The organism is Sphaerisporangium aureirubrum, from assembly GCF_042658925.1.
Classification (GTDB): Bacteria; Actinomycetota; Actinomycetes; order Streptosporangiales; family Streptosporangiaceae; genus Sphaerisporangium; species Sphaerisporangium aureirubrum.
The window spans coordinates 21,874-43,675 of the sequence record NZ_JBHSRF010000030.1 but is presented as its reverse complement, the minus strand read 5'-3'; the positions used below and the strand labels follow the sequence as shown (position 1 = coordinate 43,675).

General features: G+C 72.5%; 19 protein-coding genes. 11 read left to right on the top strand and 8 right to left on the bottom strand.

Annotated features, from left to right (window positions below; all coding sequences use genetic code 11):
• Window positions 1-17: 17 nt before the first annotated feature.
• Genes ACFP1K_RS20655 through ACFP1K_RS20635 form a run of 5 tightly spaced genes read right to left on the bottom strand, consistent with a single transcriptional unit; the run spans window position 18 to window position 6,243 of the window.
• Entirely contained in the window at window positions 18-938 is a 921-nt protein-coding gene (locus tag ACFP1K_RS20655) for a glutathione S-transferase C-terminal domain-containing protein (protein ID WP_380755720.1), read from the bottom strand.
• 26 nt (window positions 939-964) lie between these two features.
• Window positions 965-2,713 carry a dipeptide ABC transporter ATP-binding protein gene (locus ACFP1K_RS20650; protein WP_380755716.1) on the bottom strand — a complete coding sequence of 583 codons (1,749 nt, stop codon included), beginning with the start codon at window positions 2,711-2,713 and terminating at the stop codon, window positions 965-967.
• Complete coding sequence (locus tag ACFP1K_RS20645; RefSeq protein WP_380755712.1) at window positions 2,710-3,630, bottom strand: ABC transporter permease; 921 nt, start codon at window positions 3,628-3,630, stop codon at window positions 2,710-2,712. The genes ACFP1K_RS20650 and ACFP1K_RS20645 overlap by 4 nt, the downstream gene beginning before the upstream one ends.
• A complete protein-coding gene (locus ACFP1K_RS20640; protein ID WP_380755710.1) occupies window positions 3,627-4,580 on the bottom strand; it encodes an ABC transporter permease in 954 nt (317 codons plus the stop codon). Before ACFP1K_RS20640 ends, ACFP1K_RS20645 begins: the two co-directional genes overlap by 4 nt.
• Before the next feature lie 28 nt (window positions 4,581-4,608).
• Window positions 4,609-6,243, bottom strand: a complete 1,635-nt coding sequence (locus tag ACFP1K_RS20635) for an ABC transporter substrate-binding protein (RefSeq protein WP_380755708.1) — start codon at window positions 6,241-6,243, stop codon at window positions 4,609-4,611.
• A 500-nt stretch (window positions 6,244-6,743) separates the two neighbouring features.
• On the opposite strand from ACFP1K_RS20635, the gene ACFP1K_RS20630 reads away from it, so the two are divergent.
• A complete protein-coding gene (locus tag ACFP1K_RS20630; protein WP_380755706.1) occupies window positions 6,744-6,977 on the top strand; it encodes a glycosyltransferase in 234 nt (77 codons plus the stop codon).
• Window positions 6,978-7,024: 47 nt separating this feature from the next.
• Window positions 7,025-9,169 (top strand): RNA polymerase recycling motor ATPase HelR, encoded by a 2,145-nt coding sequence (gene helR / locus ACFP1K_RS20625; RefSeq protein ID WP_380755793.1) that lies wholly within the window; start codon window positions 7,025-7,027, stop codon window positions 9,167-9,169.
• A gap of 34 nt (window positions 9,170-9,203) precedes the next feature.
• Here the strand turns inward: helR and ACFP1K_RS20620 are convergent, their stop codons facing one another.
• The gene (locus ACFP1K_RS20620; protein WP_380755704.1) at window positions 9,204-10,217 is read right to left on the bottom strand and encodes a hypothetical protein; all 1,014 of its coding nucleotides are present in this window, start codon (window positions 10,215-10,217) and stop codon (window positions 9,204-9,206) included.
• A gap of 99 nt (window positions 10,218-10,316) precedes the next feature.
• Here ACFP1K_RS20620 and ACFP1K_RS20615 point away from each other — a divergent pair, with 99 nt between their 5' ends.
• Entirely contained in the window at window positions 10,317-10,934 is a 618-nt protein-coding gene (locus tag ACFP1K_RS20615; RefSeq protein ID WP_380755702.1) for a bifunctional 4-hydroxy-2-oxoglutarate aldolase/2-dehydro-3-deoxy-phosphogluconate aldolase, read from the top strand.
• A gap of 73 nt (window positions 10,935-11,007) precedes the next feature.
• Here the strand turns inward: ACFP1K_RS20615 and ACFP1K_RS20610 are convergent, their stop codons facing one another.
• Window positions 11,008-12,027, bottom strand: a complete 1,020-nt coding sequence (locus tag ACFP1K_RS20610) for an aldo/keto reductase (RefSeq protein ID WP_380755700.1) — start codon at window positions 12,025-12,027, stop codon at window positions 11,008-11,010.
• Between the two features lie 129 nt (window positions 12,028-12,156).
• Here ACFP1K_RS20610 and ACFP1K_RS20605 point away from each other — a divergent pair, with 129 nt between their 5' ends.
• A complete protein-coding gene (locus tag ACFP1K_RS20605; RefSeq protein WP_380755697.1) occupies window positions 12,157-12,744 on the top strand; it encodes a TetR/AcrR family transcriptional regulator in 588 nt (195 codons plus the stop codon).
• 29 nt (window positions 12,745-12,773) lie between these two features.
• Here ACFP1K_RS20605 and ACFP1K_RS20600 read toward each other — a convergent pair whose 3' ends face one another.
• Entirely contained in the window at window positions 12,774-13,595 is an 822-nt protein-coding gene (locus tag ACFP1K_RS20600; RefSeq protein WP_380755695.1) for an SDR family NAD(P)-dependent oxidoreductase, read from the bottom strand.
• 183 nt (window positions 13,596-13,778) lie between these two features.
• On the opposite strand from ACFP1K_RS20600, the gene ACFP1K_RS20595 reads away from it, so the two are divergent.
• The 7 genes from ACFP1K_RS20595 (at window position 13,779) to ACFP1K_RS20565 (ending at window position 21,768) form a co-directional block, all read left to right on the top strand.
• The gene (locus ACFP1K_RS20595; protein ID WP_380755693.1) at window positions 13,779-15,266 is read left to right on the top strand and encodes a xylulokinase; all 1,488 of its coding nucleotides are present in this window, start codon (window positions 13,779-13,781) and stop codon (window positions 15,264-15,266) included.
• 118 nt (window positions 15,267-15,384) lie between these two features.
• The gene (locus tag ACFP1K_RS20590) at window positions 15,385-16,728 is read left to right on the top strand and encodes an ABC transporter substrate-binding protein (protein ID WP_380755691.1); all 1,344 of its coding nucleotides are present in this window, start codon (window positions 15,385-15,387) and stop codon (window positions 16,726-16,728) included.
• Window positions 16,725-17,693 (top strand): carbohydrate ABC transporter permease, encoded by a 969-nt coding sequence (locus ACFP1K_RS20585; RefSeq protein ID WP_380755689.1) that lies wholly within the window; start codon window positions 16,725-16,727, stop codon window positions 17,691-17,693. Before ACFP1K_RS20590 ends, ACFP1K_RS20585 begins: the two co-directional genes overlap by 4 nt.
• Window positions 17,693-18,580, top strand: coding sequence for a carbohydrate ABC transporter permease (locus tag ACFP1K_RS20580; protein WP_380755687.1), 888 nt, complete (start codon window positions 17,693-17,695; stop codon window positions 18,578-18,580). Before ACFP1K_RS20585 ends, ACFP1K_RS20580 begins: the two co-directional genes overlap by 1 nt.
• A gap of 34 nt (window positions 18,581-18,614) precedes the next feature.
• The gene (locus ACFP1K_RS20575) at window positions 18,615-19,454 is read left to right on the top strand and encodes an MBL fold metallo-hydrolase (protein WP_380755684.1); all 840 of its coding nucleotides are present in this window, start codon (window positions 18,615-18,617) and stop codon (window positions 19,452-19,454) included.
• On the top strand, window positions 19,444-20,688 hold the full coding sequence (locus ACFP1K_RS20570; protein WP_380755681.1) for an MFS transporter: 1,245 nt from the start codon (window positions 19,444-19,446) through the stop codon (window positions 20,686-20,688). The genes ACFP1K_RS20575 and ACFP1K_RS20570 overlap by 11 nt, the downstream gene beginning before the upstream one ends.
• Window positions 20,689-20,781: 93 nt before the next feature.
• Window positions 20,782-21,768, top strand: coding sequence for an NAD(P)-dependent oxidoreductase (locus tag ACFP1K_RS20565; protein ID WP_380755791.1), 987 nt, complete (start codon window positions 20,782-20,784; stop codon window positions 21,766-21,768).
• Window positions 21,769-21,802 lie beyond the last annotated feature (34 nt).

Below are 21,802 nucleotides of genomic sequence, written 5' to 3'. Positions count from 1 at the left end.
CTCCGGGCCGCGGCGGGTCAGGCCGGCGGCCGGGTGGACGGCGCGTGCCAGTCGGGTACTTCGGCACCGGGCACCGTGAAGGACGCGAAGTCGGTGGTGTCCCGGAAGGCCGGCACGGTGTAGAGGTCCCGGGCGTACGCCCACAGGTGCGGGTACTCGTGCAGGCCCGGGTTGAGGGTGCGGTGGGCGTTGGGTCCGGCGTCGTAGCGGACCAGGGTCACCCAGAGCCGGATGTCGGCCTCGGTCAGGGTGGAGCCGACCAGGTACCGGCGGGTGGCCAGCCGCTCGTCGAGCTTGGCGAACGCGTCCAGCAGCGCGACGCGGGCGAGCGGGCCGTCCGGGCCGGACCGGGCGGCCCTGGCGGCGCCGTGGCCGACCGCGGGGCCGAGCCAGGCGTCGAGCTCCTCGATCTCGTCGCGGTGCCGCTCGGGGTAGGTGTCCACGAGCGGCTCGGCGAGGGGCCGGAAACGGGTGCCGAGGTCGATCCCGATGCCCTTGTAGTCGTTGCTGACCAGGGTCGCGGTGTCCCGGTCCCACAGCGCCGGCACCGAGACGTGGCCGTCGAAGCCCTCCTCCGTCGCCTCGTAGGCCTCGCGCAGCAGGGTGAAGCCGTTGACCGGGTCCGGCCCGTACCGTTCGCGGAACGCCCAGCCCCGGCCGTCCCGCGCGTTGTCCACGTACGAGACGCCGACGACGTCGCCGAGGCCTGCGAGGGCCCGCGCGATCGTCACCCGCTGCGACCACGGGCAGAACCAGCCCGCGTACAGGTGGTACCGGCCGGCGCGCGGCGTGAAGCCGCTGCTCCCATCCTCGGTGATCCGGCCGGTGAACCGGTAGAGCGGACGGGGGTCGTCGGCCCGGCGGGTGATGCGGTACTCCCCGTGGGTCGCGGTGTCGACGGGGCCGGCCAGCCGGGTGAACTGAGATGATCTTGACATGGGGATACCTCCGGGAAAAGGCGCGGTCAGGCGTACCGCCCGCCGGGGATGGCGGTGAGCAGGTCGCGGGTGTAGGCGTGCTCCGGGCGGTCGAAGAGTTCGCCGGTCGTGCCGGTCTCGACGATCCGGCCGGCCCGCATGACGGCCACCCGATGGGCGATCTGCCGCACCACGGCGAGGTCGTGGGAGATGAAGAGGTACGCGACGCCGAGGGACTCCTGTAGTTCGGCGAGCAAGTCGAGGACCTGGGCCTGCACCGAGACGTCCAGCGCGGAGACCGGCTCGTCGCAGACCACCAGGTCGGGGGAGAGCGCCAGGGCCCGCGCGATGGCGACCCGCTGGCGTTGCCCGCCGGACAGTTCGGCGGGCCTGTGGGAAAGGATCGAGGCGGGCAGCGCGACCCGGTCGGCGAGCTCGCGGGCGCGCGCCCGCCGGGAGGCCCGGTCGCCGACGCGGAACACGCGCAACGGCTCGGTGATCACCTCGCCGATCGAGAAGCGCGGGTCGAGCGACGCGTACGGATTCTGGTAGACGAGCTGGGCGCGCCGGCGCAACCGGCGCAACGCCTCCCCCCGGGCCCGGGTGATCTCCTCGCCGTCGAAGACGATCCGCCCGGCGCTCGGCTCCGCCAGGCGCAGGACGAGGCGGGCTGTCGTCGACTTGCCGGAGCCGGACTCCCCGACGAGCGCGAGGGTCTCGCCCCGGTCGATCGAGAAACTCACGTCGTGCACCGCGCGCACCGACCGCGCGCCGCCGCCGGCCACCCGGGGGAGCGGGAACTCCTTGGCCAGGTTCTCGGCCGTCACCAGGGGCCCGTCGGCCGCCGCCCGCCCCGGCGCGGGCCGCGGCGGCGCGGCCGGGCGGGTGGCCGCCAGGCCGGGGGCGGGCCGCGATGGTGCGGACCGGCGGGTGGCCACCAGGCCCGGGGCGGGCCGCGGCGGCGCGGACCGGCGGGTGGCCACCAGGCTCGGGGCGCTGCGCAGCAGCCGCCGGGTGTACGGGTGGCTCGGCTGATCGAGGATCTGCCGGGTCGGCCCGGCCTCGACCACCCGGCCGCGCGACATCACCACGATCCGGCGCGCCCGGTCGGCGGCGACGCCGAGGTCGTGGGTCACCAGCAGGACGGCCGTGCCGAGCTCCTCGGTCAGGCTCTGGATGTGGTCGAGGATCCGCCGCTGGACGGTGACGTCGAGCGCGCTGGTCGGCTCGTCGGCGATGATCAGTTTCGGCTCGGCGGCGATCGCCACGGCGATCAGGACCCGCTGCCGCATCCCGCCGGAGAGCTCGTGCGGGTACTGCCGGGCCCGGACGGCCGGGTCGGGCAGACCTGCCCGCTCCAGCAGGCCGACGGCGCGCGGCGGCGCGGAGCGGCGGTCCGCCAGGCCGTGCACCCGCAGCACCTCCGCCACCTGGTCGCCGACGCGCTGCACCGGATTGAGCGACACGGTCGGGTCCTGCGGGATGAGCCCGATCTGCGCCCCCCGGACCAGCCGGAGCTCCCGCTCCGACAGTCCGGTGAGTTCGCGCCCGCCGAACCGGACGCGGCCGGCGTCGATCCGGCCGGTGCCGGGCAGCAGGCCGACGACCGCGTGTGCCGTCGTGCTCTTGCCGGAGCCCGACTCGCCGACGACCGCGACGATCTCACCGGCGCGGACCGTCAGGTCCACGCCGTCGACGGCGCGCACCACCCCCGACCGCGAACGGTAGGAGACCGCGAGGTCGCTGACCTCAAGGAGGTTCTCCGGCACGGCGGCCGGACCGATCGGCGTGCTCATCGCTGGGTCGTCAACTCTCCGTCGAGGGCGCGGGCGATCCGGTTGGTGGCGAGGACGGTCGCCGCGACCGTCAGGCCGGGCAGCGTCGAGAGCCACCACGCGTTCGCCAGGTAGTTGCGGCCGCTGGAGATCAGTGTCCCCCACTCCGGCGCGGGCGGCGGGGCGCCGTACCCGAGGAAGCTCAGCGACGAGACGGCAAGGACCGCGATGCCGAACTCAAGGGTGGCCAGGACGAGCACCGGCCCCATCGCGTTCGGCAGCACGTGCCGGAACAGGACCGAGTACCAGCGGGCCCCGGTGGCGCGGGCGGCCTCGACGTAGACGGCCTGGCGTACCCGTAGCACCTCCGCGCGCATCACCCGGGCGAAGCTCGCGACGCCGGCGAGCCCGACCGCGACGGCGACCTTGACGGTGCCGAAGCCGAACGCGGTGACGAGGGCGAGGGAGAGGAACAACGCGGGTATGGCCAGCAGCACGTCGACGACCCGCATCAGCACGTCCTCCCCCCACCGGCCGGCGAAGCCGGCGACCAGGCCGATCGTGCCGCCGGCGACGAAGGCGACCCCGACCGCGATCAGCGTGGCCCTGAGGGAGAGCGCCGCGCCGTGCACGACGCGCGCGTAGAGGTCCCGGCCGAGTTCGTCGGTGCCGAACCAATGCCCGGCGCCGGGGCCCTGGAACCGGTCGGCGGGTACCCCGAGCAGGGGGTCGCGCGAGGTGAACAGGGCCGGCCAGAAGGCCGCGAGCACGACGAGGACCACTACCAGGACGGAGAGCACCAGCCCGGGACGCCGCAGCAGGAACCGGACCATCCGCCGCGCCTCGGCGCCGCGGACGACGCGCGGCCCGGCCGCCTCCAGGCGGTCCGGGTCCGGTCCGGTCCCCGGCACCACCTCGCCGATCAGCGATTGACTCATCCGGTACTCCTTGGCCGGGCGACGACGATCCGCGGATCGAGGAGCGGGTAGATCAGGTCGACGGCGAGGTTGGCGAGCACGAAGGTCAGCGCGCCGAAGACCACGACGCCCTGGACCACCGGGATGTCCTGCACCGTCACGGCGGCGACGGTCTCCCGGCCGACGCCGTTGCGGGCGAAGACCGTCTCGACGACGACCGCGCCCGCCATCAGATTGCCGACCAGGATGCCGGCCATGGTGAGCGCCGGAAGGGCGGCGTTCCGCGACGCGTGCCGCAGGTGCACCCGGATCCGGCCGGCGCCCTTGGCCCGGGCGGTCTGCACGTACGGATCGGCCAGCGTGGTCAGCAGGCTCTTGGCGAGCACCTGCGCGAACATCGCGCCGGTCGGCACGGCGAGGGTGACCGCCGGCAGGATCAGGCTGGCCGCGCCCTCGTCGCCGAACGCGGGCAGCAGGTGGAGCCGGAACGACACGAGCTGGACGAGCATCAGGCCGGTCCAGAAGGTGGGCAGCGACACGCCGAGCGCCGGCAGCGACAGCAGCAGCTGACGGAGCCAGCGGCGGCCGGTGTAGGTCGCGTACAGGGCCAGCGCGCCGCCGAGGAGGACGGCCAGCGCCAGCGCGGCGGCCGTCAGTTGCAGCGTGTACGGCAGCGCGTCCGCCAGCGTCGAGGTCACCGGCCGCCCGGTCGCCACCGAGTTGCCGAAGTCGCCGCGTACCGCCCGGCCAAGGTAGTTCAGGTACTGGACGAGGATCGGCTGGTCGAAGCCGTACTCCCGGCGCAGCGCCTCCAGCTGCGCCGGGTCGGCGGCGGCCTGGTCGAGCCCGCCGGCGGCCATCGCCGAGACCGGGTCACCGGGCAGGAAGTCGAGCACCAGGAAGGAGACCGTGTAGGCGGCCCACAGCACCACCACCGCCTGCCCGAGGCGACCGGCTAGGTAGCGGCGCATGTTCGCGTGTTCCTCCCGCCCGGCATTCCTAGCTCTTCCAGGTGTCGTGCAGCTGGATCCGGCTGGACGCCTCGAAGTCCAGGTCGTGGACCCGCTTGGCGACCCCGAGCTCGGTGGTCAGCTCCACCACCGGGACGACGTACGCGTTCTCGACGATCAGCCGCTGGGCCTCGGCGACCAGGGCCTGGCGCTTGGTGGCGTCGGTGGTGGCCGCCTGCTCGTTCAGCACTGTTTCCAGCTTGCCGGGCTTGATGCGGTACGCATTGGCCAGCGCCGTCGAGTAGCTGCTGCGCAGGATGTCCGGGTCGGCCCGCGTGATATTCCCCCACAGCGCGTCGAAGTCGCCGGACTGCTGCACACCGACGATCTGGGTGACCGGTATCTCCCGCAGCTGGATCTCGACGCCGGCCGCCTTGAGCTGCTGCTGGATCAGCTCCAGGGTCGGCTGGATGGTGGCGGCGACGGGGAACCAGACGACGGTCAGGCTCAGCCGGGTGCCGTCCTTGGCCCGGATGCCGTCGGCGCCGGGCCGCCAGCCGGCCGCGTCGAGCAGCGACGTGGCCTTGCCGGGATCGAACGCGAGCCGCGCGCCGAGGTCGGTGTAGAACGGCGTGGTGTGGGCCAGTACGCTGGTCGCGGGCTTGCTGCCGGTCGGGTAGATCGCCTTGACGATCTCCTGCCGGTTGATCGCCGCCTGGATCGCCTGGCGCACCGCCGGCTCGCGCAACAGCGGCCGGGAGTTGTTGAGCCCCAGGTTGAACACCACGCCAGGGTTGGCCCGCGCCCGCAGGTCGACCGCGCCTCCGCTCCGCAACGCGCTCTCGTCGGCGAGGCCGACGCTGCCGATGGCGTCGACCTGTCCCGACTGGAGGCTGCCGGTGCGGACCCCGGCCTCCGGGACGATGGTGAACACCACCTTGTCCAGGTAGGCCTCGCCGGGCTTGCGCCACAGGGACGACCCCCAGTTGTAGCCGCCGCGCCTGGCCAGGGTGATCGATTGGTTCGCCTTGTATCCCTCCAGCGTGAACGGGCCCGATCCGGCGATCCCCTCGGTGCAGCGCTGATCCGCCGTCTTCCTGGCGCTCGCCGGCGAGACCAGGCCGAGCGAGAAGGTCGACGTCGCCTGCAGGAACTGGGCGTTGGGCTGTTTGAACGAGACCGCCGCGGTGAGCTTGTCGACGACCTTGGTGCCGGTGTACCCGCTGAGGTAGCCGATGGCGAGGCTGGCCTTGGCGCCGAGCTTGGGCGCGGCGTCGAAGGTGTCCTTGACGGCCTGCGCGTCGACGGGTGTCCCGTCGCTGAACGTGGCTCCCGGACGGAGGTGGAAGGTGAAGGTCCGCGCGTCCTGGCTCACCTCCCAGCGCTCCGCGAGCCAGGGAACGATCTTGCCGGTGGCCGGGTCCTGGTCGGTCAGCGAGTCGACGATCTGGCGCAGGGCGTAGATGGTGTCGTTGCTCCCGACCTGCTGCGGGTCGACGCACCCGGCGTACGACCCGACCGCGAAGGTCAGCGTCCCGCCCGCCTTGGGAGTGCTTCCGCCGGAGCTGCCGGCGGTTCCGACGCCGCCGGGCCCGCAGGCGGCGGTCAGCAGGATCGACCCGGTCACGGCGAGCGTCGTGACCAGCCGCCGGCGGACCACGGTGGACTGGGGGTTTTGGTGCACGCGTACTCCACTTGAATCGAGAGCGCTGAGGGTCGTCCCCGTGCCGCGCGGGAGGGGAGTGGACCGGTCGGGGGAGGTCGATGCCGGAAGGTGGTGGGGGCCGTCGGCTGGCGTCGGCGCACCAGATCAGGCCGCCGGTGCGGGCCCGGCCGGACCCGGACGTCTCGCCGCGCTCATGGTAGGCAGCCGGTGAAATTCAAGTCAATACCTACAGGGATAGTAGGGAATTGCTGACGGGCCGCCCGCGCCGTCACAGGAAGTACGGTTGCAGGAAAGAGGGTGGAGAACTTCTCGTATCGCGTTGGCCTATGGGGATTCACCTGGGGCCGCGGCGTCACTACGCGAGGGGGTCGTCCGGCCACGGCGGGCGATCGTGAAAGGGGAGCACCCACCCTTTCCACTCTCAACGTATAGCGCACCGGGGGGCTTGCGGCAAGACCCGGGTCATGCCGCAGAATCAGCGGCCGAGGCCAGTAGCCTGCGGAAACGGGGACAGCGAAGTGCGTGTGTTGTTGGCGACGTATGGGTCGCGGGGGGACGTCGAGCCGCTGGTGGGGCTGGCGGTGCGGCTGCGGGAGCTCGGGGCGGAGGTGCGGGTGTGCGCGCCGCCGGATCGGGAGTTCGCGGAGCTGCTGAGCGGGGCCGGCGTGCCGATGGCGCCGGTCGGGGCGGCGGTGGCCGCGACGCTGCTGCTCGACGTGATCAGCCGGGAGAGGCAGAAGGTGCGCGCATGAACCACGGAACGCCGAGCCGCGAAAATGTCCCCCTCAGATCGGAGCTGATGACCCTGACCACCAGTGCGTTCGACCTTCCCGGCCACCTCGCCCCGAAGGCCGACCCGGCGCTGATCGCCGGCGACGAGCACCACTTCGCGGCCATCGCGGAGAGCCTCGAGCAGTCGATCGCCGACCTGTCCGCCCGCCTCGACGCCGCGCGCAGGTCGCCCGGCGGCCTCGGCCGGCAGGCGCTGGACCGGGACCTGGAGGTCCACCGGCTGAGCACCCGCCTGCGCGCGCTGCGCCGCTTCGGCCTGGACCTGTGCCTCGGGCACATCGTCGGCGCGGACGACCCCGAGCCCGTGTACGTCGGACGGCTCGGCCTCACGGACCGCGCGGGGCGCCGGCTGCTGCTCGACTGGCGCTCCCCGGCGGCCGAGCCGTTCTTCGGCGCCACCCACGCCAACCCCATGGGCTTGGCGAGCCGCCGCAGGTACCGCTGGACCCGCGGCCGGATCAGCGACTACTGGGACGAGGTGTTCACCCCGGACGGGCTCGTCGGGCACGCCGCGCTCGACGACCAGTCCGCCTTCATCGCCAGCCTGGGCGGCAACCGGTCGGCCCGGATGCGGGACGTGCTCGGCACCATCCAGGCCGACCAGGACGCCATCATCCGCGCCGGATCCCGCGGCGCCCTCGTCGTCGACGGCGGCCCCGGTACGGGCAAGACCGTCGTCGCCCTGCACCGCTCCGCCTACCTCCTCTACTCCGACCCCCGCCTTGGGCACCACCGGGGCGGCGTGCTGTTCGTCGGCCCGCACCAGCCCTACCTGGCCTACGTCGCCGACGTCCTCCCGAGCCTCGGCGAGGAGGGCGTGCAGACCTGCACCCTGCGGGACCTCGTCGCCGAGGGCGCCGCGGCGGCGGTCGAGACCGACCCGGACGTGGCCCGGCTGAAGTCGTCCGCGAACCTGGTGAAGGCGATCGAGAAGGCCGTCAGGTTCTACGAGAACCCTCCCACCCAGGGGATGACCGTCCAGACCCACTGGTCCGGCATCTGGCTGGGCGTCGACGACTGGGCCGAGGCGTTCGAGGCGGCGGAACCCGGTATCCCGCACAACGACGCGCGCGACCTGATCTGGGAGGAACTCCTCAGGATCCTGATGGAGAAGCACGAGGGCGAGGCCTCGGCCGACCTGCTGCGCAAGTCGCTGCTCCAGAACAGGGAGCTGCTCACGACCTTCAACCGCGCCTGGCCGCTGCTCGAGGCCGCCGACCTCGTCGGAGACCTGTGGACGGTACCCGCCTACCTGCGGCTGTGCGCCCCCTGGCTCAGCCCCGGCGAGATCCGCCGGTTGCAGCGCGCCGACCCCCAGGCCTGGACGGTCTCCGACCTGCCCCTCCTGGACGCGGCACGGCAGCGGCTCGGCGACCCGGAGGCGTCCCGGCGCAAGCGCCGGGAGAAGGCCGCCGTCGCCGCCGAACGCGAGCACAGGGCCAAGGTCACCGCCGCCATGCTGGAGGCCGACGACGACGGCGAGGGCGCGGTGACGATGCTGCACGGACAGGACCTGCAGGAGGCCCTGGTCGACGAGACCGTACTGGAGAGCGCCGACCCGGACGTGCTCGCCGGCCCGTTCGCGCACGTCGTCGTGGACGAGGCCCAGGAACTGACCGACGCCGAATGGCAGATGCTGCTCCTGCGCTGCCCGTCCCGGAGCTTCACCGTCGTCGGCGACCGCGCCCAGGCCAGGCACGGCTTCACCGAGTCCTGGCAGGAACGACTCGGACGCATCGGCCTCGACCGCGTCACCCTGGCCACCCTGAGCGTCAACTACCGGACCCCGGAACAGGTGATGGCCGAAGCCGAGCCGGTGATCCGCGCCGCCCTCCCCGACGCCAACGTCCCGACCTCCATCCGCACCGGCGGCGCCCCCGTCCTGCACGCGTCCACTTCGGACCTGGACTCGATCCTCGCCACCTGGCTCGGCACGCACCCCGAAGGCATCGCCTGCGTGATCGGCGACCCCACCTTCAAGGCGACCCCCCGCGTCCGATCCCTGCCCCCGGAACTGTCGAAGGGCCTCGAATTCGACCTGGTCATCTTGATCGACCCGGAAACCTTCGGCGACGGCATCGAAGGAGCGGTGGACCGCTATGTCGCGATGACCCGGGCCACCCAGCAACTCGTCATCCTCACAAGCTCCTGAGCCTGAATCACATGGAGGATGCCCGGAGGTTTTCTCACAGCCGGAGGCGGCCGGCGGCGTGGAGTACCGCGAGGGCGTCCGCGGTGACCCAGGGGTTGGTGCGGCGGGTGCTCGTGCCGCCCCAGTCGACGGAGTCGTGGTGCAGGGCGATGCTGTCGGACACCTTGTAGTAGCGGGCGTGGGCGGGCCAGCCGTCGGGGAGGCGGAGGGACTCCAGGAGGTCCAGGGCGCCGGTGCAGCGGTCGTCCCCCAGGAGGCCCAGGGCGGCCATGGCTTTCAGGCCGCCGAGGATGTCGTAGTGCCAGTACAGCGGGTAGTGGAGCTTGGCGAACTCGGGGTGGATCAGGGTGCCTGTGCTGACGCGGTAGGCGAGGCGGCGGGTCAGGAGGACCTCGGCGGCTCGGCGGGCGGCCGAGGCGGCGGGGGCGGAGTCCGTCGCCGCGTATGCCGCCAGGCCTCTCATGGGGGGCAGTGTCTCGTAGAACGACGAGGTGTCGGCGGCTGGGTTCTTGTCGCAGTTCCAGCCGCCGTCCGGCCACTGCCAGTGCAGCAGGCGCTCCACCAGTGCGTCGCAGCGGTCGTCGGCCAGGCCGAGGGTGGTCAGGGACCAGAGGGCGTTTCCCTGCTGGGAGGCGCAGCGGCGGTGGCGGGCCCGCATCACCGGGACGCCGCGCCCTCGGTAGGCGGCGGACTTCGTGGCCGCCTCGAACTCCAGGTAGTACGACTCGTCGAGCCATGTGGTGAGGATCTGGTCGCGTAGCGGGTGGAGTGTCTTGTCGCCGGGTGGATGGCCCAGGTCCGCGAGGGCCGTCAGGGTCCAGTGCGGGCCCTGCCACTTGGCGTAGACGGGTGGGGGGTCCGCCGAGAGGCACGGGGCCAGTAGTCGCCGTACCCGGACGGAGTTCTGGATCTCGGTGCGGAGCTCGGTGATCTCGGGGGAGCCGGGGGCTTCGCCCAGTACCTGGGTGCGGACCTTCCAGCGGATGGAGGGCTCGGCGGATGCCAGGAGCGTGTCGACGATCGATCCGTGCCGGTCGCTGGCCGTCATCCGCTGATCGTACCGAGGCGTGCGGGGGGTGCCGGTGGAGCTGGTCGATAGTTTATTGTTGACAATCACTCCTTCTTAGATAGGTGAACGCTCATGCCCATGTCCCTGCCTCGTGGTGTCGTCGCGGTCGTGCGTACCGGTAGTGCCGAGCACGCGCTCACCATCGGGCGTGCGCTCTCGGGTACGCGGGTGGCCGCCGTCGAGGTGACGTTCACGGTTCCGGACGCGGTGGGGGTCATCGCGCGGCTGGTGGGGGAGGGGGCCGGGAACGTGGGGGCGGGGACGGTGCGGACGGTGGGACAGGTGCGGGAATGCGCGCAGGCGGGGGGTGGGTTCGTGGTGTCGCCGCACACCGATGCCGCGGTCGTGCGGGAGGCGGTGGACCTCGGGCTGGTGGCGGTGCCGGGGGCGCTGACGCCGAGCGAGATGGTCGCGGCGATCGGGCTCGGGGCCCACGCGGCCAAGGTGTTCCCGGTGGGGGCCGTGGGCGGGGTCGAGTACGTGCGGTCGGTGCGGGAGCCGTTGCCCGACGTGCCGCTGGTCGTGTCCGGGGGGATCACGCCCGAGCAGGTGCCGGCGTACCTGGCGGCGGGGGCGGTGGCGGTCTGCCTCGGCAAGGTGCTCTGGCGGGAGGAGGACGTGGCGGCGGGCGACGTCGAAGCCGTCCGGCGGTACGCGTCCGCGGTACTCGACGTCGCCGACCCCGCGGGGCGGTGACCGGCCGCCGCGGCCGGGCCGGGCGGTCGGCGGCGGCGTGGCGACGGACCGGTCGCCGTGGCGGGCCGGGCGGTCAGCGGCGGCGTAGCGACGGGTCGAGCAGTGCGGGCGGGGTGTCGAACTTCTCGTGCGCGGCGAGGTCGACGCCCGGGGCGACGATCGAGTCGACGGCGTCGAGGACGTCGGCGGAGAGCACCGTGTCGGCGGCGGCGAGCTGCGAGCGCAGGTGGTCCGGTGTGCGGGGGCCGATGATCGCGCTGGTCACGGCCGGGTGCGCGGTGACGAAGCCGAGCGCGAGCTGGATCAGCGTCAGACCGGCCTCGTCGGCGACCTTCGCCAGCTGCTCGACCGCGTCGAGCCTGGCGCGGTTGGACGGGACGGAGGTGTCGAAGCGCTCCGGCAGGACCGCCGAGCGGTGGGTGGCGATCTCCCGGCCCTCGCGGACCGCACCCGACAGCCAGCCCGAGGCCAGCGGGCTCCACACCAGCACGCCGAGCCCGTACTGCTCGGTCACGGGCAGTACGTGGGTCTCGGCCCCGCGCTGGAGGATCGAGTAGCTGGGCTGCTCGGTGACGTAACGGCTCAGGTGATGGTCCCGGGCCGCCCACTGGGCCTGCACGATGCGGTACGCCGGGAAGGTCGAGGAGCCGAAGTAGCGGATCTTCCCGGCGCGCTGCAGGTCGGTCAGGGCCGACAGCGTCTCCTCGTCGCCGGTCGCCGGGTCCCACCGGTGGATCTGGTAGAGATCGACGTGGTCGACGCCGAGGCGGCGCAGGCTGTCGTCCAGCGCGGTGACCAGCCAGCGGCGCGAGCTGCCCCGGTGGTTGCGCTCGTCGTCCATCGGCATGTTCGCCTTGGTGGCCAGCACGATGTCGTCGCGGCGGCCGGCGATGGCCTTGCCGACCATCTCCTCCGACTCCCCGCCGCTGTACCTGTCGGCGGTGTCGATGAGGTTGATCCCGGCCTCCAGGGCGGCGTCGACGATTGCGGTGGCCTCGTCCTGGGTGGTGCGTCCGATGGCGCCGAAGTTCATCGCGCCGAGCACGAGGGAGCTGACCTGCACGCCGGTGCGGCCCAAGGTGCGGTACTGCATGATCTCCTCCACTGAGGGTTGGCAGGGAAGGCCCGTGCTCTGGCATCATGAGCAAACGGAACCGTGTTCCGAAAACAATACGGAACACGGTTCCGTTTGGCAAGCCCGGCAGCGGAGGGAACGCGCGTGGTGAACGACGGCAAGGGGGACGCGGCCCCGCGCAAGCGGGCCGACGCCCGGCGCAACGAGAGGACGCTGCTCGACGCCGCCGCGGCGGTCTTCGTGACCTCGGGCGTCGAGGCGCCGGTGCGCGACATCGCGGCCAGGGCGGGAGTCGGGGTGGCCACGATCTACCGCCACTTCCCGACGCGGGCCGATCTCATCATCGCCGTCTACCGGCACCAGGTGGAGGCCTGCGCGGAGGCCGGCCCGGTCCTGCTGGCGAGCGCCGCGACCCCGCACGCCGCGCTGGCGCGGTGGATCAACCTGTTCGTCGACTTCCTGGTCACCAAGCACGGGCTCGCCGCCGTGCTGCGGTCCGGCGACGCCGGTTTCGACGCGCTGCACGCCTACTTCCTCGACCGGCTCGTGCCCGTGTGCGCCGGGCTGCTCGACGCCGCGGCCGCCGCAGGGGAGATCCGTTCCGACATCGAAGCCCACGAACTCATGCACGGCGTCGGGAACCTCTGCATCGGCGCGGAGAACGACCCCCGCTACGACGCGCGCCGGCTGGTCGAGCTCCTCATCGCGGGACTGCGCCTACCGCACCAGCCGTAAACGGAACACCGTTCCGGGTAGGGTGCGCCTCAGCTCGCCGGGAGCGGGCGGGCGTCGGCGAAGCCGGTGGGCGGGCCGACGGAGGCGGTCCAGCCGCCGTCGGCCACGAGGCAGTCGCCGTTGACGAAGCTCGCGGTGTCCGACAGCAGGAACAGCACGGGGCCCGTCATCTCCTCGGGCTCGGCCCGGCGGGCCAGGGGCGTGCGCCGTTCGATGTCGTCGAGGTTCAGCACGCCGCGGCTGATCGCGCGGTCGGTCATGGGGGTCCGGACGAAGCCGGGGGCGACCGCGTTGACCCGCACGCCGGTGGCGCCCCACTCGGCGGCGAGCGTGCGGGTGAGCCCGATGACGCCGTGCTTGGAGACCCCGTACGCGGTGCGGCCGGCGAAGCCGCCGAGGCTGGTCAGCGAGCCGATGTGCACGATGCTGCCGCGCCCGGCGGGGAGCATGACCCGGCCCGCGGCCCGGGAGACCCGGAACGCGCCCACCAGGTTGACGTCGATCACGTGCAGGAAGTCCTCGTCCGTCACGTCCTCGCTGGGGCCGAACCGCGCCACCCCCGCGGCGTTCACCACGCCGTCCAGCCCGCCCTGACGGGCGGCCACCGACGCGACCAGGTCGTCCACCGACGCCGAGTCGGTGACGTCGGCGACCTCGGCGTGGACGTCGAGCCCGTCGGCCGCCGCGCACCGGGCGGTGTCGTCCAGCACGTCGCGGCGCCGGCCGCTGATCGTGACCCGCGCGCCGTGCCGGGCCGCGGCCAGGGCGACGGCGCGGCCGATGCCGGTGCCGCCGCCGGTGACGAGCAGCGACGAACCGGTGATCCCGGCGACCACGGCTGAGGAGTCCATGAGTGAGCCTTTCGTACGCCGCCGGAGGAGTTCCGTAGATTGTTGACAATAGGCTGCTAACTGGTGACCATGCTGTCAAGGGGGGCGCGGCGGAAGCCGTGTCCCCGGCGCGTGGGCCGGGCTGGGGAACCAGGCCGCCCCTGATCAGGCTCGACCGGCCGTGACATGGCACGGAGTGTGGGTGTGTGGCTTGGACTGGACGTCGGCACCTCGTCGGTGAAGGCGGTCCTCCTCGACGACGGCGGCGCGGTGGCCGGCCGCGGCAGCGGACCGGTGCGCACCGTGCGGGCCGGCCCGGACCACGCCGAGCAGGCGCCTGAGGACTACGTCCGCGCCGCCGCCGCGGCGACCGCGGACGCCTGCCGGGCGGTCCCCGGCGTCCGCCTGCGCGGCATCGGGCTGTCCGGCCAGACCCCGACGCTGGTCGTCGTCGACGACGAGGGTGAGCCCGTACGGCCCGCCCTCGGCTGGCAGGACACCCGTGCCCGGCGGCAGGCCAGGGAACTGGAACGCGAACTCGGCGACCCGTACCCGCTGATCGGCACGTCGCTGCCGTGGTCGGCGTCGGCCTGCCCCGCCAAGCTGCGCTGGCTCGCCGAGCACGAGCCGCACACCGTCCGCAGGGCGCGCTGGCTGCTCCAGCCCAAGGACTACCTCGGCCTGGTGCTCACCGGCTCGCCGCTGTCGGACCCCTGGTCGAGCAAGGGACTGTGCCACGTGCTGACCTCGGCACCCGCCGCGGCCGTCGTCGAGGCGGCCGGCTGGCCGGTGTCCGCCGTGCCGCCGCTGGCGCCGGGCTGGACGGCCAGGGGCACGCTCACCGCGGCGGGCGCGAAGGCGCTCGGGCTCCGGGCGGCGCCGGTGCCGGTCAGTGTGGGCTGTTCCGACGCCATGTCCGGCATGCTGGCGCTCGGGGCCCTGACCGCGCCGACGTCGTTCGTGCTGACCGGCACCTCCTCGATGAGCGGGACGAGCGTGCGCGCGGGCCCCGAACAGGCGCACCCCTTGTACGTCATCCCGCCCGCCTGCTCGCCGATGACCGTGGTCTACGGGCCGACCCAGTCCAGCGGCGCCTCGGTCGAGTGGGCCGGGCGGATGCTCGGCCGCACCCCGGACGAGATCGTCGATCTCGCCGCGACGGCGCGCGCCGGCCCCCGTCCGGCGTTCGTGCCGTACCTGTCGGGGGAGCGGGCGCCGATCTGGCGCGACGACGTGCGGGCCGTGCTCGCCGGGCTCGGCGCGGACGACGGCCCGGCCGAGTTCGCCGCGGCCGTGCTCGCCGGCGTCTCCCTCGCCGACCGCCACGTGCTGGAGACCGCCGCCGGGCTGATCGGCGCCGGGGAAGGCCTGGGGGGCGTGGTGCGCCTCGGCGGCCACGCCGGACGCGATCGCCGCTGGTGGGAGATACGCGGCCGGACGCTCGGCGTGGACCTGGAGGCCGTGGACGACGCGGATCCGCCCTCGCGCGGCGCGGCGATGCTGGCGATGGCCGCGAGCGGGGCCGCCCTCACGACGGCGGTGGAGCGGCTCGCCGCGCCCGTGCACCGGGTGGCGGCGACGGCGGAGTCCCGGCGGGAGGCGGCGCACGCGTACGCCGTCTACCTGCGCTGGGCCGCCAAAGTTCTGGACTTGATGGCTGAAACAGGGGCAAGTCAGGCAACATTGCCGTAACGCACAGGACTCGGACTATTGACATGCGACAGGCCACCCCCGACCCTGATGGAACCCGCTGATTGTCAACAATCAGCAAGTTCCCGGTCGGTCTCGGACCGTTCCCAGGAGGTACTTAATGGACGACACCCCCAGGTCGGAGACTGTTCAGATATCACCGGACGCGGGACGGCGCGGTTTCCTCAAAGGGCTCGGTCTCCTCGGCGTCGCCGCCGCGGGTGCGCCGCTGCTCGCCGCGTGCGGCGGCTCGTCGTCGCCGTCCGCCAAGACCAGTGGAGGCAAGACACCACTCAAGATCGTCTCCTGGATGGGGTTCGAGCCCGGTCGCAAGGAGGCGTGGAAGGCGGTCTGCGACGCCTTCAACGCGCAGAGCAAGACCATCGAGGTCAGCATGACCGGCTGGCCGTTCGCCCAGTACTCCAACAACGTCCTCACCCAGATCCAGTCCGGCGCGCTGGCGGGTGACCTGATCACTGCCCCGCCGGACCTCGCCGCGCGGCTGCTCTCGCTCGGCCAGTTCCTGCCGGCGACCGAGGCCATCAGCGCCGCCAAGGTCACCCCCGACGCCAAGCTGCACGCGTTCATGCAGAAGGACGGCGCGCTGTACGGCGTCAGCACGGTGACCGTCGGCTTCGGCCTGCTCTACAACGAGGCGATGCTCACCGAGGCGGGCCTGCAGCCGGCGACGACCCCCGAGGAGTGGATCGAGCAGGGCAAGAAGCTGACCCACCGCCCCGACAAGTTCGGCATCATCCAGGCGAACACCCTCGCCGAAGAGGGCAGCTTCTGGTTCAACCTGCAGAACACCGTCAACGCCTACGACGGCGTCTGGGCCCAGGGCCGCCAACCGCTCGTCACGAGCGAGCCGGTGGTGAAGTCCCTTGAGCTCTTCAAGTCCATCTACGACACCAGCGTGCCCAAGGGCCTCAACGACGCGCAGATGATGAGCCTCATGGGCGACGGCCGCGCCGCCATGGGCGTCGTCGTCTCCGCCACCGTGAACGTCCTCAAGTCGAACAGCCCCAAGATCTACGGCCAGCTGCGCAGCGCCGCGTCGCCGTGGCAGGGCAAGCGGGGCACCTCCCGGGTGCACCCGATCGGGATCTTCAAGGGCACCGAGCACAAGGCGGAGGCCACCGAGTTCCTCACCTGGCTGCTCAAACCGGAGAACATGGCGCTGCTCACGATGAAGTCGCTCGACGCGATCCCGCCCTACCCGGAGCTCGACAGCGTTCCGGAGTTCGCCACCTACCTCAAGGATCTGCCGTGGCTGAGCGGGTACCAGGACGTCAACCCGGTGACCCCGATGGACCTCATGGGCGACTTCATCACGGCCAACGATGAGTTCGGCAACATCGTCCTGAAGAACTTCCAGGAGTCGCTCACCAAGGGCGTACCGGTCGCCGAGAGCATGGGCAAGGCGCAGGCCCAGCTGGAAGCCCTGGCGTCCCGGCTCAAATGACGACCTCGACAGCGCCGACAGGCGCCGATGTGGCGGAGGCCGGCCCCGCGGGCCCGGCCTCCGCGCCGCGCCGCGCACGCAGGCGCGGCAGCAGGACACACGTCCTCGCGTACATGCTCGCCGGGCCGATCCTCCTCTACGAGGCAGTGTTCGTGCTCTACCCGATCTTCCAGAGCGTGCGGCTGAGCCTGACCGACACCTCGCTCGGGGCCACCGACTCGTCCTTCGTCGGGCTGCGCAACTACGACCGCCTGTTCCACGACCCCGACTTCTACGGCAGCCTGTGGAACACGCTGACGTACGCGCTCCTGGTCGTCGTGATCGCGGTGGGGTCCGGGCTGGCGACGGCGCTGCTGGTGAACCGCCGGATGCGCGGGCGCAGCCTGATCCGCGGCGTGATGATGACGCCGTGGGCGTTCCCCGAGATCGCCACGGTCCTGATCTTCATCTGGATCATGAACCCGACGTTCGGCGTGATCAACCTCGTCTCCGACCACATCCCCGGGCTCGACGCGTCAGGAGGGTGGCTGACCTCCAGCCCGCTGGCCCTGGTGTCGATCGTGCTCATCTCGACGTGGAAGACGTTCCCCTTCTACAGCATCGTCATCCTCGCCTCGCTGCAGACCGTGCCCGAATCGCTGGAGGAGGCCGCCCGGGTGGACGGCGCCAACGTGTGGCAGCGGTTCCGGCACGTGACGCTCCCCTCGATCCGGCCGACCCTCATCCTGCTCTCGCTGCTCGCGTTCATCTTCGCGTTCCGGCAGTTCAGCCTCATCTGGCTGACCACCGGCGGCGGCCCGGGGCGGGACACCGAGACGCTGGTCCTCGGGATCTACAACAGCGCCTTCAAGTTCTACGACTATTCGTACGGCACCACCATCGGCGTCGCGAGCCTCGTGGTCACGCTCCTGGTGACCGTCGTGATCGTGGGCATCCAGCGCCGGTACGGGGAGGACTCAGACTGATGGCCACGACGACCCCCGTACCGGCCCCGGTCGCGCCGAGGACGGACTCCTCCTGGCAGCGCGTGCGGCGGCTGCGCGTCGCGGGACGGTACCTGTTCATCGGCACGGTGTGCCTGATCGTGCTGTTCCCGATCTACTGGATGGTGCTGACCGCGATCCAGCCGACGGCGAACACGCTGCACTACCCGCCGAGCCTGTGGCCGAGCACGCTGGACCTGTCCGGGTTCGCGAAGGTCTTCCAGGACCTGCCGATCGGCGGCTGGCTGGTCAACTCGACGCTGCTGGCGACCGCGGCGACGATCGTCACCACCTTCCTCGCGACCATCGGCGCGTACGCGCTGGCGACGCTGCGCTGGCACGGCCGCATGCTGTTCGGGCTGCTGCTCATGACCACGCAGATGATGCCGGAAGCGATCGTCATCATCCCCATCTACCAGCTGTACAGCCGGGCCGACATCGTGAACAACCTGTTCGCGCTGGCCCTGCTGCACGCGGCGTTCGTGCTGCCCATCGGCGTGTGGATCCTGCGCTCGGCGATGGCCGGCGTGCCCCGCGAGATCCGCGAGGCGGCGCTCATCGACGGGTGCAGCCACCTCGGCGTGCTGCGCCGCATCATGGTGCCGCTCACCTCGCCGGCCATTGTCGCCGTCGCGGTGGTGGCCTTCTTCGCCAGCTGGGGCGAGTACCTCTTCGCCACCACCATGATCACGAGTCCGGAGCAGTACCCGGCCGCGGTCGGCCTGGCCACCCTGATCGGCCAGCTCGACACACAGGTCGACGTGCTGCTCGCCGGCGGCCTGGTCTACGCCATCCCGCCGGTCGTGCTCTACATGCTGATCCAGCGCTACATCATCTCCGGCCTCACCGCGGGTGGGGTCAAGGGCTGACCGACCGCCCGCACCCCCCGACGAAGGAGTAACTGTGACAGGCCAGGAACCCGTGCTCACCGCACCCCCGCCCGGGGAGTCCCTGTGGCCCGGCATCCGGGACGCGGCGGTGCCGGAGGGCAGCGTCGGCATCTGGTGGCTCTACCAGGCCGGTTTCGTCATCAAGAGTCCCGGCGGGACGATGATCGCCATCGACCCCTACCTGTCGGAGTCGGTGGTGGCGTCGTACGGCATCTCCCGCGGCGTCCCCGCGCCGCTCACGGCGGAGGAGTCCGAGTTCGACGCGGTGCTCGCCACCCACCCGCACGACGACCACCTCGATCCCGACTGCGTCACGGCGTTCGCGGCGCACCCCGGGACCGCGTTCGTCGGCCCGCCGTCCGCCGCGAAGATCGCCCGTGGCGGCGGCTTCCCGCACGACAGGACGCACGGGCTGCGGCGCGGCGACATCGTGGAGATCGGCGACGTGACCATCGAGGCGGTCACGGCCAGGCACATGTTCGAGCAGGAGCCCACACCGGACGCCGTCGGTTACATCGTGACCGCCGGCGGGTGGCGGATCTACCACTCCGGCGACACCGAGTACGACGCGCGGATCGTCGACGACACCGAGGACCGGGTCGACATCTCGCTCATCTGCATGAACGGCACCGCCGGCAACATGGACGTCGACGAGGCCGCGATGCTCGCCTGGCGGCAGCGCCCCCGGCTCGCGGTGCCGATGCACTTCGGGTTGTGGCACGACGAGGACTACGGGCCGGGCGCGACCCTGGACCCGGAGCGGTTCGTCGAGATCTACCACCGGCTGGCTCCCGGTGCCGACGTGGTCGTCCCGCGTATCGGCGAACCCATCCTCTTCCCCCGTGGCCAGTGACCGAGGGCGTTTCACCGCGTACCTGGCCACGGCCGCGCTCGGCCGCACCGGCGTCGAGGCGGTGACCCCAGCGCTGCTGCTCGCGGCGCTCACCCTTGGCCGTCCGCCCCTGGACGGCGTGATGCTCGTGGCGGGGGCCACCGCCTCGGCGGCCCTCGGCGGGCCGTTCGCGGGGGCCGTCCTCGACCAGGTGCGGCGACCGGCGCTGGCGTACGCGGGGGTGCTCTGCCTGACGTGCTGCGGCCTCGCCGTCCTCGGCCACCTGCTGGCGTGGGCGCCGCTGGTGCCGCTCATGGCGGTCGCGGCCCTCATCGGCATCGGGCACCCCATGCTCAGCGGCGCGCTCACCGCGCAGCTCGCCCGCATCCTCCCCCCGGAGCGCCTGCCGCGTGCGCTCTCCCTCGACGTGGCCGTGTTCAGCGTCGCGGGCATGGCGGGGCCCGCGCTCGCCGGCCTCGGCGTCGCCTTCACCGCGGAGGGGCAGCTGCTCCTCGCCGGCGCGCCGTTCGCCCTCGCGCTGCTGCCCCTCGGCGGCATCCGGCTGCCGCGGCGGCCCAAGGGAAGCGTCGCCGGGTGGCCCGCGATCGGCTCCGGCCTGCGCGCCATGGTCGCGGACGGCGTGCTGCGCGAGGTGACGCTGGTGACGTCGTTCACCGCGGTGGCCCAGGCCGGGGTCATCGTCGCGGCGCCGCTGATCTCCGCAGGGCTCACCGGCGGGCTCGGCTGGGTGGGCGTGCTGCTGACGACGCTCGCCGCGGGCAACCTGCTGGTGTCGGTCGTGTGCGCGCGCTGGCCGCTGCGGGGACGGCCGGAGGTCGTGGTGCGCGTGTCGGCGGTGGCCTACGCCGTGCTGCTGTGCCTGCTCGCCCTCGTGTCCGGCCCGCCGCTGACGCTGGCGGTGACGTTCCTCGCGGGCGCGGTCACCGCGCCGCTGTTCATGGGACTGTTCCGCACCCGGTTCGAACGGTCGCCGCCGCGGGTGCAGTCCGGGGTGTTCGGCACCGGCGCCGGTCTGCGCAGCTTCTCCTTCGCCTGCGGGGCCGCGGCGCTGGGGGTGGTCGCGCAGTACGGCGTGCGCTGGTGCCTGCTCGCGGCCGGGACGGCACAGCTGATCGGCCTGGCGTTAGGCATCCTGGCCCGTGCCCCGTGGCGGCCCGCCCCCGGCGATCCCGGCCCTCCTCGCGTGGTCCCCGAAGGAAAGGTGCCCGTCTCCGGCCCCGCCGGGTGCGGGTGACGGAGTCGCGGGCGGAACCGCGGGGGACACCCCGGTGTGATCTTTGTTAACAATAAATCATCTACAAGAAACATTGGAGGACCGAGCGTGACAATGAAGATCTCGGTGGCGCAGGGAGCGATCGCCGTACTCGACCAGTTCGCGGTCCGGTTGCGGGGCGAGGCCGACTTCGTCACCGGGCCCGTCGACACCCCGGCGCAGGTCGCGGAGCTGACGGCCGGGGCGGACGCGCTGGTGGTCACCCTGCACCGGCTCGACGAGCCGCACTTCGCCGCGATGGCGGACTCGGTGCGGGTCATCGGCCGGGCCGGGGTCGGCCTGGACACGATCGACCTCGACGCCGCCGCCCGGCACGGCGTGGCCGTCGTGCACCAGCCGGCCTACGCGACCGGCGAGGTGGCCACCCACGCGATGGCGATGCTGCTGTCGCTGCAGCGCAGGCTGAGCCAGTCGGACGCCCTCGTGCGGCGGGACGGTTGGGGCGGCGCCGCCGACATCGGCCCCATCTTCTCGCTGGACGACGCCGCCGTCGCGGTGCTCGGCTGCGGCAGGATCGGCCGCGCCGTCGTGGACCGGCTGGTGCCGTTCGTCCGCGAGGTCCGGGTCTTCGATCCGCTGGTGACCGAGCCGGTGCCCGGCGCCCGCATGGTGGCGGACCTCGGCGAGCTGCTCGACGACGCCGAGGCGCTCTCCCTGCACGTCCCGCTCACCCCGGAGACCCGGCACGTGATCGGCCGGCGGGAGATCCGGCGGATGCGTCCCGGGGCACTGATCGTCAACGTGTCGCGCGGCGGCCTCGTCGACGAGGAGGAGCTGGCGCTCGCCCTCGCCGACGGCCACCTCGCCGGCGCCGGGCTGGACGTGTTCGAGACCGAGCCGCTGCCCGGCTCGTCCCCGTTGCGTACCGCGCCCAACCTGCTGTTCTCCCCGCACAACGCGTGGAACTCCGGCACCGCCGCGCGACGGCTGGCCGAGTGGACCATCGCCGACGTCATCTCCTACGCGACCCGCCGGGAGGCGGCCCACGGGCGGATGGCCGTCGAGCCCGCCGTGCCGAGGCTCACGGTCGTCCCCGACTGATCCGTACCGGGCCCGCAGACAGGGGCCGATCACC